The 12579-nt window shown below is 37.1% G+C and carries 11 protein-coding genes; all 11 read right to left on the minus strand.

Features of this window, described 5'->3' with window-relative positions; all coding sequences use genetic code 11:
* Nucleotides 1-9: 9 nt before the first annotated feature.
* A complete protein-coding gene (locus I567_RS11105) occupies nt 10-885 on the minus strand; it encodes an aldose 1-epimerase family protein (RefSeq protein ID WP_016252321.1) in 876 nt (291 codons plus the stop codon).
* Between the two features lie 13 nt (nt 886-898).
* A complete protein-coding gene (codY, locus tag I567_RS11110; protein WP_016252322.1) occupies nt 899-1684 on the minus strand; it encodes a GTP-sensing pleiotropic transcriptional regulator CodY in 786 nt (261 codons plus the stop codon).
* A gap of 16 nt (nt 1685-1700) precedes the next feature.
* On the minus strand, nt 1701-3092 hold the full coding sequence (gene hslU / locus I567_RS11115) for an ATP-dependent protease ATPase subunit HslU (protein ID WP_016252323.1): 1392 nt from the start codon (nt 3090-3092) through the stop codon (nt 1701-1703).
* Nucleotides 3093-3105: 13 nt separating this feature from the next.
* A complete protein-coding gene (gene hslV, locus I567_RS11120) occupies nt 3106-3654 on the minus strand; it encodes an ATP-dependent protease subunit HslV (RefSeq protein WP_016252324.1) in 549 nt (182 codons plus the stop codon).
* Nucleotides 3655-4002: 348 nt separating this feature from the next.
* Nucleotides 4003-5307: an FADH(2)-oxidizing methylenetetrahydrofolate--tRNA-(uracil(54)-C(5))-methyltransferase TrmFO gene (gene trmFO / locus I567_RS11125; RefSeq protein ID WP_016252325.1), complete on the minus strand. Its 1305-nt coding sequence runs from the start codon at nt 5305-5307 to the stop codon at nt 4003-4005.
* A 14-nt stretch (nt 5308-5321) separates the two neighbouring features.
* Complete coding sequence (gene topA, locus I567_RS11130; RefSeq protein ID WP_016252326.1) at nt 5322-7400, minus strand: type I DNA topoisomerase; 2079 nt, start codon at nt 7398-7400, stop codon at nt 5322-5324.
* A gap of 189 nt (nt 7401-7589) precedes the next feature.
* Nucleotides 7590-8477: a DNA-processing protein DprA gene (gene dprA, locus I567_RS11135; RefSeq protein ID WP_016252327.1), complete on the minus strand. Its 888-nt coding sequence runs from the start codon at nt 8475-8477 to the stop codon at nt 7590-7592.
* Nucleotides 8478-8584: 107 nt separating this feature from the next.
* Nucleotides 8585-10005, minus strand: a protein-coding gene (locus tag I567_RS12550) for an IS3 family transposase (protein ID WP_111736143.1) whose coding sequence is annotated in 2 segments (ribosomal slippage) — nt 8585-9438 and nt 9438-10005 — 1422 coding nt in all. Because the reading frame shifts where the segments join, the coding sequence is not laid out codon by codon here.
* 62 nt (nt 10006-10067) lie between these two features.
* Nucleotides 10068-10832, minus strand: coding sequence for a ribonuclease HII (locus I567_RS11150; protein ID WP_016252328.1), 765 nt, complete (start codon nt 10830-10832; stop codon nt 10068-10070).
* Nucleotides 10825-11673, minus strand: coding sequence for a ribosome biogenesis GTPase YlqF (gene ylqF / locus I567_RS11155; RefSeq protein WP_016252329.1), 849 nt, complete (start codon nt 11671-11673; stop codon nt 10825-10827). Before ylqF ends, I567_RS11150 begins: the two co-directional genes overlap by 8 nt.
* A 13-nt stretch (nt 11674-11686) precedes the next feature.
* Nucleotides 11687-12499, minus strand: coding sequence for a glycosyltransferase family 8 protein (locus I567_RS11160; RefSeq protein ID WP_016252330.1), 813 nt, complete (start codon nt 12497-12499; stop codon nt 11687-11689).
* Nucleotides 12500-12579: the final 80 nt, after the last annotated feature.

Here is a 12579-nt window from a genome sequence, read left to right on the forward strand (position 1 = left end):
TATTTTTTATTACTCAAAACGAATCATATATTGATATTCTTTTTGATCACCGATACTTAAGGATTCAATCCCATATTTTTCAGTTAAATCACCACTTGTTGTTGTGATATCTGCCACACTTGCCCATGGTTCAATACATACAAATGGAGAGGCCACAGGATAGGTTGACCAGATGCCTACAAATGGTAAATCTTGATAATTTACGGTAATCTTATGCGAATCTTTTGTTGAACTTAACACAATTTCAATCGGATCAGTTGTGGTGGTATAGACTAAAGCATCACCTTTAAACAATTCATGTGTCAATGGTATTTGACTCACTTCAGGATTTTCCACCGCTTTTTCTAGATTTAATAAATTATCTTCTAGTGGAATCAAGCGCTCTACTTTTCCTTGAGTGAATGAAAGCTGATAATCCGTAAATTCTAAGTCTGGCACTAAAGGTACATTAAAGGCAGGATGTCCACCAATGCCATAGTATATCGTATCATCTGATAGGTTATACACCCGATAATTTACCACTAATTGATTTTCATGTAAAGTATATTTCACATAAAGGGCAAATTCAAAGGGATAACGTTCAAAAGTATTTTCATCTGATTTCAAGACAAAAGTAATTGAAGTAGCTGTTTGCTCAAACAAATCAAAGGGTAAATCACGGGCAAAACCATGTCGTGATAGTTCATAAGTTTGTCCCTTTAATTGATATTGCCCATTTTTCAACCCACCAACGATTGGAAATAAAATTGGTGCATGCTTACCCCAATGATTAGGGTCTGCTTGCCATAAATATTCTGTTTGGTCTTTTAAATTGACAATACTCGTTAATTCAGCTCCCTTAGCTTGAAAATTAACTTTTAAAAATTCATTTTGAATCGTATACATATGCTCATATCCTTTATTGTTTATCTAATTCTTGTTTGAAACGATGATTTAAAATTCTTAAGTAAGTCCCCTTCATACCAAGTGAGCGAGACTCAATAATTCCAGCTGATTCTAGCTTTCTCAAGGCATTAACAATGACAGAACGTGTAATGCCGATTTCATCAGCAATACTTGAAGCCGTTAAACGACCTTCATCGCCATCCAAAGCCGCAAAAATCGCTTGAACAGCTTTTAGCTCAGAGTAAGACAAGGTATTGATAGCCATTTGTACAGCTGTAGCATTGCGAATATCTTCTTCAATATTTCTTGATTGTTGGTACAAAATTTGCATCCCTACAACTGTCGCACTATACTCAGCTAAAACTAAATCATCTTCATTGAATGCATCAGACAATTTGGAAAGGATAATCGTACCTAGACGTTCACCAGCACCATAAATAGGTACAATCGTTGTTAACCCATCTGGATACATTTCACGAAATTCAATCGGAAAAGCAGTCAAATCATCGGTAATCGGAATATTTTCTTTGGTTTTTTCCAAGCGGTCGACTAAATCAGTATAAGACACTGGAAATTGACGTTCCACTAAGATATTCTTCACACGATCATTATTAATATCATATTTTTCATTAATTCCCAATAGCTTCCCATCACTACTAATAATATAAGTGATAGTATCCAAAATATCCCCTAATATCATCGCCATGCGGTTATACGGCATACTACTAGTGTTCATGAGTGTATTTTTTTGTTGCAACAACTCATTAATTCGTCTGGTTTTCTGTAGTAAAGTCGTCATTTCATCTACCCCTTTTTTATAAAATATAACGGCTCATATCTTCATCTTTAGCAATACTGTCTAATTTTTCAGCCACATATCCTTCTGTAATCGTAATCTCACCCATTTGCATATCAGGTGCTTCGAATAATAAATCTTCAAGCAAACGTTCAAGAATCGTATGCAAGCGACGTGCCCCAATATTATCCGTATCACGATTCACTTGAAAAGCAATTTGGGCAATTTTTTCAATCGCTTCAATCGTAAAGGTTACTTGAATATTTTCTGTAGCTAATAAAGCAATATATTGTTTGACTAGCGCATTATTAGGTTCGGTCAATATCTTCACGAAATCTTCAGCAGTCAAATCATCTAATTCCACACGGATTGGAAAACGACCTTGTAATTCAGGAATTAAATCACTAGGCTTAGATAAATGAAAGGCTCCAGAAGCGATAAATAAAATGTGGTCAGTTTGGATTGGGCCATATTTTGTATTGACTTGCGAACCTTCAACAATTGGCAAAATATCTCGTTGCACGCCTTCACGTGAGACTTGACCTGACTGTTGTGATTTTGAAGTGATTTTATCAATTTCATCAATGAAGATAATGCCTTGAGATTGTGCTAATTTCAAACTTTCCGAATGAATATCGGCATCATTCACTAATTTAGCAGACTCTTCATTAATTAATAATTCGCGAGCCTCTTTGACTGTTAAAGTACGGGTAATTTTCTTTTTCGGTCTTAATGAGCCTAGGGTTTCTTGGATATCAATCCCCATTTGTTCTAAACCATTATTCAAACTTGGCATTGCTACTTTTGGTTCATCAATTTCAATGGTCACTTCACGATTATCTAGTAAACCTTTTTCTAATTGTTCATAGACCGCTTGACGAGTGCTGCGAATTTCATCAGTCAACTCTTCTTTAGGCTCTGTTTCCCCTGCTTGCATGCCTTGGAACATCGTCATCATTTGTTCATAAGGATTATTTGACTTACGCTGTTCTTTCTTAATACCCGGAACTAAGGCCTTCACTAAACGACGATTCGCCTTTTTAGTGGCTTGCACTTTGACACGATTATATTGTTGTTTTTTCACAATTGTAATCGCATTTTCAACTAAATCACGAACCATGGATTCAACATCGCGACCCACATAACCAACTTCGGTAAATTTAGTGGCTTCGACTTTTACGAATGGGGCATCCACAATTCTTGCTAGGCGTCGAGCAATTTCAGTCTTACCTACCCCTGTTGGCCCAATCATCAAGATATTTTTAGGTGTAACATCCTGTTGCATTTTTTCGTCTAATTGCATTCTACGATAACGATTACGAAGGGCTACCGCAACAGATTTTTTTGCTTGATTTTGACCAACGATGTATTTATCTAATTCATTTACAATTTGTCTTGGTGTTTGATTCATCGAGATACCTTCCTTAAAATTCTTCTACAATAATATTATGGTTTGTAAAGACACAGATATCTGCTGCAATTGTTAAAGCGTTTTTAGCAATTTCAGCAGCGGATAAATCTTGTCCACTATAATTTTTCATCGCACGGGCTGCAGCTAAAGCATAATTTCCACCTGAGCCAATCGCTAAAATACCATCATCAGGAGCAATCACTTCCCCAGTTCCCGATACAAGTAACATTTCTTTGTCATTCATAACGATTAACATAGCTTCTAACTTTTGCATTGACTGCTGGGTACGCCACTCTTGCGCTAATTCCACAGCAGCACGTTGTAAATTCCCATTATATTCGTTTAGTTTACCTTCAAACTTTTCCTCTAAAGTAAAGGCATCCGCAACACTTCCTGCGAAACCTACAACAACTTGATTATTATAAATACGACGAACTTTACGTGCAGTCGCTTTCATAACAATTTGTTCGCCTAGGGTTACTTGACCATCCCCAGCCATTGCAAATTTTCCGTCTTTTTCTACCGCACATATTGTGGTGGAATGAAATTGTGATTCTACCATATATTAAGCGCCTCCTCCAATCATGATTATGAGACAAATTGTAGTAATTCTCAGAAAATTCTAATACTTTTATAGAATAAACTTTAACATATCTTTTACTGAATTACAACAAATTGTCAGAATTTTCTTTGTCTCCTATACAATAACATGATATTAGCATATTTCGCAAGCGTTTAATAGTCTAAATAGTTGCAAATTTAGCAAACTTTTAATATATTCAAAATTTTTTCATCAATTCTTCTAAAGTGTCAAAAATAGGTAAAAAAAGTTGCTTGCTCCCGACTATTTTACACTGCAATTTTTCATTAAAAAAGGATTACCACCTGGAAGATAGTAATCCTAATTCTTTTAAGCTAATTCATTTTTGACTTGTTCTAAACTTTCTAACGCGCGATTTGCTAGCGTTTCATAACGTAATTTCTTATCGCGAATTCGTTCAGGAAGCTCTGGGAATAGGCCGAAGTTGGCATTCATTGGTTGGAAATGCTTACCTTCAGCATGCGTGATATAGTAAGCCATCGAACCCATCGCAGTTTCACGAGGGAAGACAACAAGTTCTTCACCTTTGGCTAAACGCGCTGCATTGATACCAGCAATTAATCCACTGGCTGCACTTTCCACATAACCTTCAACCCCCGTCATCTGACCCGCAAAGAAAATACGACTATCTTTGCGTGATTGATAAGTTGGTTCTAATAACTCTGGAGAATTCATAAAGCTATTACGATGCATGACACCATAACGGACAAATTCAGCATTTTCCAAGCCAGGAATCATTTGGAAGACACGTTTTTGTTCGCCCCATTTCAAATGAGTTTGGAACCCAACGATATTATAAAGTGAAGCTGCCGCATTATCCTGACGCAATTGGATAACCGCATAGGGACGTTTACCAGTTTTAGGATCTTCAAGGCCAACTGGTTTCATTGGCCCAAACAACATCGTTTTCTCACCACGAGCTGCCATCACTTCAATTGGCATACAGCCTTCAAAGTATTTTTCTTTTTCAAACTCTTTTAATGGTGCCACTTCCGCATTAACCAATTCTTTATGAAAAGCCTCGAACTCTTCTTTGGTCATCGGACAGTTCAAATAAGCTGCCTCACCTTTATCATAACGTGATTTTAGATATACTTTATCAAAATTGATTGAAGATTTTTCAATAATTGGCGCAGCGGCATCATAGAAATAAAAACCATCCGAACCATTGAATTCTTTAATTGTTTTTGCTAACCCTTCAGAAGTTAAAGGCCCAGTCGCAACTACGGTAATCCCTTCTGGAAATGCTGTTAATTCTTCTTCATATACAGTGATAAGTGGATGATTACGTAATTTTTCAGTTACCGTTGCTGAAAAAGTATCACGATCCACCGCTAATGCACCACCAGCAGGGACACTAGTTTCATCTGCGCTATGAATAATTACTGAATTCATTCGACGCATTTCTTCTTTTAAGACGCCAACAGCATTTTGTAAGCTATTGCCTCGTAATGAATTTGAACAAACCAATTCAGCAAATTGATTTGTATGATGGGCAGGTGTTTTCTTTGTTGGACGCATTTCATATAGATGAACTTCCACGCCTGCATTTGCAATTTGCCAAGCTGCTTCACTTCCTGCTAGCCCAGCACCAATAACATTCACATAAACCATCAATTCTCTCCTATCTATTTAATGACATTTTCTTCGTAATCACCATTTGGACAAACGACTTGCTTGCCACCTTTGACTTTTTTCTCAACTAAGAAGTGATCACATTTTGGACAATTTCTGCCAATTGGTTTATCCCAAGAAACAAACTCACATTCAGGATAATTACTGCAGCCGTAAAAAACCCGATTTTTCTTAGATTTTCTTTCAATGATTTGCCCTTTATGACAGTGTGGACATTCAACCCCGATTTCTTTTACAATAGGCTTCGTATTGCGGCATTCTGGGAAATTACTACATGCATAGAATTTGCCATATTTTCCTAGTTTTACGACCATCGGATGACCACAAACATCACAGTCAAAGCCAGCTGGTTCATCTTTAATTTGGACTTTTTCAATTTGCTCTTCTGCCACAGCCAATTCTTTCGCAAATGGTTGATAGAAACCATCGATGACTTTTACCCAGTTCTCTTTACCTTCTTCGACACGGTCCAAACTGTTTTCCATTTCAGCAGTAAAGTGAATATCAACAATTTTAGGGAAGAAGTCAACCGTTAATGTATTAACAATTTCTCCTAATTCTGTTGGTTCAAATCGTTTTTGTGCCAATTTGACATAGTAGCGACGTTGAATCGTATCAAGCGTTGGTGCATAAGTTGAAGGACGACCAACACCATTTTCTTCAAGCGTGCGAATCAAAGTAGCTTCACTATATCGTGCAGGCGGTTGAGTAAAGTGTTGTTTAGGCTCAACATCTACAGACTGTACAGTTTCCCCTTCGACTAATTCTGGCAACACATTTTCTTTTTCTTCCTTGCCATCATCGCGACCTTCAACATAGACTTGCATGAAACCTTTGAATTTCACTTTCGATCCGTTGGCAATAAAAGTAATCCCGTTTTGAACTAAAGTCACTTTCATTGTATCAAGGACAGCAGGTGTCATCTGACTAGCCACAAATCTGGACCAAATCAAAGAATATAGCTTCATTTGATCTTTATCTAAGTATTTTGCTAAACTTTCTGGTGTACGCAACACACTCGTTGGACGAATCGCTTCATGGGCATCTTGGGCACCTTGCGCATTGACAACTTTTTTGCTACTGTGAGCCGCAAATTCACTACCATAAGTTTCTTCAATAAATTGTGAAGCCTCTTGTTTGGCTGTATCGGCAATTCGTTTAGAGTCTGTACGCATATAGGTAATTAGACCGACCGTACCTTGACGACCTAGGGCAATTCCTTCATATAATTGTTGCGCAACCATCATTGTTTTACGTGTTCTAAAGTTTAATTTCCGCGCAGCTTCTTGTTGTAAACTACTCGTTGTAAATGGCGCTGCTGGATTGCGTTTACGTTCTTTCTTTTCAACTTTGGTTACTTGATAATCTTTAGAATCGACACGTTGTAAAACCGCTTGAACATCTTCTTGCGTCTTTAGCTGATGTTTTTTACCATCTAAACCCCAGAAATTGGCTTTAAACTTTTGACGTCCTTTTTTAAAGTTCCCATCAATCGTCCAATATTCTTCTGGCTTGAACTCACGAATTTCTTTTTCGCGATCAATTATCATCTTCAAGGCAATTGACTGTACCCGACCTGCACTCAAACCTTTTTTCACTTTTTTCCATAGAATCGGACTAATAGAATACCCTACAAGTCGGTCTAACACACGACGAGCTTGTTGCGCATCCACTAAATCTAAATTAATGGTACGTGGTTCTTTAAAAGCCGCTTTGACCGCATCTTTGGTAATCTCATTAAAGACAACACGGTTTTTATCTTCCAGTGACAAGCCTAGAATATGTGCTAAATGCCAGGCGATTGCTTCCCCTTCTCTATCCGGGTCACTTGCAAGATAAACTTTTTCCGCTTTTTTTGCAGCTTGACGTAAACTCTTAATGACATCGCCTTTACCGCGGATTGAAATATAGTGTGGTTCATAGTTGTTTTCTACATCAATCCCCATCTTACTTTTAGGTAAATCACGTACATGCCCCACACTGGCAACGACTTTGTAGTTCTTTCCTAAATACTTCTCAATTGTTTTTGCTTTTGCTGGTGACTCCACTATGACTAAATACTTATATGCCATCAAATCAGAGCTCCTTTATAAAATTTTTCTTCTATTATAATAAATGAATTCAAATTATATCATTTTCAAATTTTGTCCAAAATGCTTAAAGACATGAACAAAATTATTTTTTTTCGTAAATCGACTACAATCATAGCGATAAGAATTAGGTTTGTCAAGAAAAATAGCAAAGCAAAAATATACAAACGATTATTTTACGCGAAAATTTGGCAATTCATCAAGAATATCCGATGCTGAAATCACGCATTTTGCTCCATCTTGAATAAGCTTTAAAGTTCCGGTATTACGACGACTTATAACTTCTCCTGGCACACTAAAGACACTGCGACCTTCATCAATAGCAAGCTGTGCCGTAATTAAAGAACCGCTCTTATCTTTAGCCTCAATCACACAGACACCTTCAGCCAGTCCAGCGATAATACGATTACGAAGCGGAAAATGAAAACGTCGCACAGGGGTAGTTGCCGGATACTCACTCACTATTAGCTGCTGAGTTTTCATCCGCTCATATATCGACCGTACTTCTTTAGGATAACAAATATCAATTCCACATCCTACTACCCCAATCGTCTTTCCGTGATAAATCATCGCCAATTGATGGGCATAACTATCTACCCCTTTAGCCAAACCACTCGTAATGACCAAGCCTTCATCAATCAATGGTGGTAAAAGCTGCTCCATTACTTGATAGGCGTACGGACTGGCTAATCGCGAACCCACAATGGCGATTTGTCGTTGCTGCAATAAAGATTTATCGCCTTCATAAAAAAGAACAAGCGGTGGTTGATAAGTTTCTTTTAAAACATCAGGGTAATCATCTGATAATATAGTGATAAATTTCTGCTCAGCTGTCAAATCTGCTAGTTTTTGCTCATCTAATTCCTGCCAATACTGCAAAAATAAATCCTGGTGCTGACTGATTTGTAATTCGCGCATAATAATTGGCCCTTGTTGTGCTAGTTCAGTCAACGGATGCGCCACAAAATAGCCAAAAGCCCGCCATTTTTTCTGAATGCTCAATGGTAAATAACTTAATTTCACACATAATTGTTCTAATTTTGATAATCGTTCAAACACAAAAATCCCTCCTCATTTACTAAATACGCAAAAAAGGAGGGAAAACTTTGAGGTGACCCCCAAAAGTTAGACTTTTTTACGAGACGACTCCGGTCGTCTCGTTTTCATTATGCAGCTAAAAGATGGAGCCTATATTGAACAGGACTCATCCATCCTAACTTTTCTTTTATTCGTTGTTCATTATAATACTTTATAAATCGTTCTATTTCCATTTTTAATTCCTCATAGCTATAGTAAATAACGCCATAGTATATCTCTTGCTTAAGCAGACCGAAGAAATTCTCCATTACGGAATTATCTAGACAGTTGCCCTTTCGAGACATGCTTTGAAATATTCGTTCTTCTTTTAGCCTGTGAGAGTATGCCTTCATCTGGTATGCCCAACCCTGGTCAGAATGGAATGTTCGTCTATAAGGGCAGTCTGAAGTGATTTCAATGGCTTTATCCAAGGCATTCATTACATTCTTTGCTGAAGGTTTCTTATCGATGCTGTAACTTAGTATTTCTCCATTACACATATCCATAAATGGATCTAAATACAGCTTATGCATTGTCATATGTCCTTTGACATCAACTTCATAATACTTAAATTCAGTCGTATCCGTTGTGATTTTTTGATGGGGTATGTGCGTATTAAAGCGTCTGCGAATTCTGTTGGGTGCAATGGTACCAATCCTGCCCTTATAGGAACTATATTTCCTACTTTTGCGTGTGTAGGATGTCACCTGCAAGCCAAGTTTTTGAACTATTCGCTGAACCTTCTTTTTGTTGATGAGATATCCCTGATTATGAAGCTCTCCATGTATTCTACGATATCCGTAATCCTTATTATTCTTACGGATTTCTTGGATTTTTTCTTCAAGTTCTTTGTCAGGATTTTCTCTATCAAATCGTTTTTGCCAATACATATATGTTGCTTTAGGCATGCCTGTATAAGAGAGAAGGTCTTTTAGTTTGAATTCTCGTCGGAGACTGTTGATGACGAGTGCCGTTCTCTCATTTTTTCCTCGTCCTCTAAACGCAGCCTCCTCAGTTCTTTTAAAAAGGCATTCTCAATTCTCAATTTAAGAAGTTCATCTTCTAGCTCTTTTACATGTTCTGCACTTGTATCAACAGAAGATTCTTCAACTGGTTTGTTTTGTGTATTGCCATTAGTTGTATTCAATGTTTTCTTTCGTCCCTTCTTGCGTGGTCTTAGGGCATCAGGACCAGCTGCACGAAAGCGACTCACCCAATTTGTGATCATACTTGGATTAGTAATTCCTTCTTGCAGAGCTAAATCTTGATATGAGATTTCACTTGATAAATATAACTCTACTATAGAAAGCTTCTTTTCAAAAGAATAAAAATCTTTTTTTCTAGAACGTTTTAATCCTTCATCACCAAATGCATTGTAATTATCCACCCATAGTTTAACTTTATTAACAGATGGAATGCCGAACTTATTTGCAAGATAAGTATAACCACCTTCGCCATTAAGATAAGCATTTACAACTTGCTTTTTAAACTCATAAGAATATTTGGACATAAAAATACCGACCTCCAATTGTTAGATTTTATGGTCTAACTTTTGGGGGTCGGTACACTTTTTTAAATCATATCTTTTATTGGAGCAAATGTTTTGCGATGAATAGGTGTCACGCCATATTTCGCTAATCCTTCTAAATGTTCCTTCGTGCCATAGCCTGCATTTTTGCCAAAACCATAGCCAGGATACTGTTTATCCAGTTCAACCATTAAATGATCACGATAAACTTTAGCAATAATACTAGCTGCGGCAATACTTTGACTCCGTGCATCACCTTTAATTAATGAAGTTTGTTGAATATCTAAATCTAATTCCATTGCATCAATCAGCAAGTAATCTGGTTGCACCGCTAATTGTTCAACAGCTTTGGTCATTGCTAGTCGTGCTGCTTGATAGATATTGATGGCATCAATCGTTGTTTCATCTACCACCCCAATTCCAATGGCCACGGCTTTTTCCTGGATAATCTGATACAGACTTTCGCGTTTTTTTTCGGATAATTGCTTAGAATCATTCAATCCTAAAATCAATTCATCATTAGGTAAAATCACCGCTGCAGCCACTACAGGTCCAGCTAATGGTCCCCGGCCTACTTCATCAATTCCGCAAATCGCCTGATAACCTTTTGCCAATAATTCATTTTCAAATTGCCGCATTGTTTTAGCCTTGTTAATCATTGCCTGTTCTTTAGCTAAACGATTTTCAAATTGCTGGATTAATTTTTGCACGCCAGCTCGTTCATCTTTTCGTAATTGTAAAACATACGCATCTTGTGCATTATGGATTTGTGCCAATTTTTCTTTAATTTGGGCAATCGTCTCACTCATAGCCACTCACCTCTTCAGCGCGGTCCAAAGTATAGCGTCCTAATTTCCCTTGACGAATATCGTGAATAATCCGCTCACAAGCCCGTTCATAATCTTCTCTAAACCCGAGTCCCTTGGTCAAGTCCATAATTAATTCGCCACCAAGTAGACTTTCATCAGCAAATGAATAGCGAGCTTTTATTTGCCCAGGATAATAACGGGCAAAGAAGTCCAACCCATAAATGGTCAAATCATCTAAATGTAATAATTGGTCTTTAATCGCGCCGGTCAAAGCTAACTTCATCCCAATTTCTTGATCATCAAATTTTGGCCATAATATTCCTGGTGTATCAAGTAACTCCAACTCATTTCCTAGTTTTAACCATTGTTGGCCTTTTGTCACCCCAGGCTTATTTCCGGTTTGTGCAATTTTTTTACCTACCAAGCGATTCAACAAGGTCGATTTTCCCACATTTGGAATACCGATAATCATCGCACGGATTGCTCTGGGTTTAAGTCCTCGTGCCTTATCACGGGCAATCTTTTCGGCTAGTGCTTCTTTAGCTAAAGGTAAAATTTGCTTTACTCCTTGATTTTCTTGGGCATTAATGGCTAAAGCTAAAATCCCTTGAGCTTTAAAATAGTCAATCCACTGCTTAGTTTGCTTTGGATCAGCTAAATCCGCTTTATTTAACAACATAATCCGAGGTTTTTGTTGTAAAATTTGATTTAACAATGGATTTCTAGAAGATAAAGGTAGTCTTGCATCCACTAATTCAAACACGATATCGACAAATTTTAATTTTTCACTTACTTCCCGTTTTGCTTTTGCCATATGGCCGGGAAACCACTGAATATTCATAATAACTTCCTTCCTATACTTTATGAGTTAATCGTTGGTAATGCTTATAAATGAAAGAAAATTTACCACGGGCATTTTTCTTCCACGGCTTATCTTTACCACAATAATGTAAAAAGACCGTATTTTGCACAATCCAATCTGCATCAATCAGACCAGCCGTTTTCGCATAATAATAAGCATGATAACGCGCATCAAAGTTATAAATCTCATCTGCGACTAATAAAATTTGATGCCCATATAACGCATTTAAAACATCTTGGTCTGGCAAAAATAATAACGGACCATTTGTAGCAATATAATCCATAATATCTTCTCGCTTCACCGTTTTACGGATTTGCTCAAGATTCATTAATAAAACACCAGAATTAACATAAGAAGTTGCCTCAAAATTTCCAAGTCTAGCTTTATTAATTAAATCACGAATATTTGAATCCGCAATATGACTCGCCGCTGCATATAAAAAATCATCCAGTTTCATTTCATAAATCGTTGAAATATCATTCAGACACAAAATATCGGCGTCAATATATAAGACTTTATCCAAATTTTGTGGTAAATATTCATGCGCTATCAACCGATAATAAATCGTTTCTGGATAACGTTTACTAGTTAGTGCGTCTTGGAATTCATCCTTTCCAATAATGACAGGATAGTAAGTAACGCCTAATCTTTTGCAAAAATCAAGTATTTCGGCATTCCGTGTTAAAGCCTCTTTTTGTAAAATATATACTGATAATTCTTGAAAATTGGAATTATGCACAATCGAAAATAGTGTTACCTTCCATTGGTCCACATAAGTATCATCGATTGAAAAAAGTAAATTCATCACTGCACCTCTCTTCACTTTTCCATGATAACCAAAAAATCACAAAAAAACAACTCTCCACCCTAATCCTAGCGCAAAGT

The organism is Enterococcus cecorum DSM 20682 = ATCC 43198, assembly GCF_000407565.1.
Lineage (GTDB): Bacteria > Bacillota > Bacilli > Lactobacillales > Enterococcaceae > Enterococcus_E > Enterococcus_E cecorum.

Excerpts from the sequence above, each read along its gene's own strand:
- codY (WP_016252322.1), bottom strand. The coding sequence starts at position 1,684 with ATGACGACTTTACTACAGAAAACCAGACGAATTAATGAGTTGTTGCAA.
- topA (WP_016252326.1), bottom strand. The coding sequence starts at position 7,400 with ATGGCATATAAGTATTTAGTCATAGTGGAGTCACCAGCAAAAGCAAAA.
- hslU (WP_016252323.1), bottom strand. The coding sequence starts at position 3,092 with ATGAATCAAACACCAAGACAAATTGTAAATGAATTAGATAAATACATC.
- I567_RS11105 (WP_016252321.1), bottom strand. The coding sequence starts at position 885 with ATGTATACGATTCAAAATGAATTTTTAAAAGTTAATTTTCAAGCTAAG.
- I567_RS11150 (WP_016252328.1), bottom strand. The coding sequence starts at position 10,832 with ATGAGTGAGACGATTGCCCAAATTAAAGAAAAATTGGCACAAATCCAT.
- ylqF (WP_016252329.1), bottom strand. The coding sequence starts at position 11,673 with ATGAATATTCAGTGGTTTCCCGGCCATATGGCAAAAGCAAAACGGGAA.
- hslV (WP_016252324.1), bottom strand. The coding sequence starts at position 3,654 with ATGGTAGAATCACAATTTCATTCCACCACAATATGTGCGGTAGAAAAA.
- I567_RS11160 (WP_016252330.1), bottom strand. The coding sequence starts at position 12,499 with ATGAATTTACTTTTTTCAATCGATGATACTTATGTGGACCAATGGAAG.
- trmFO (WP_016252325.1), bottom strand. The coding sequence starts at position 5,307 with ATGGTTTATGTGAATGTTATTGGTGCTGGGCTAGCAGGAAGTGAAGCA.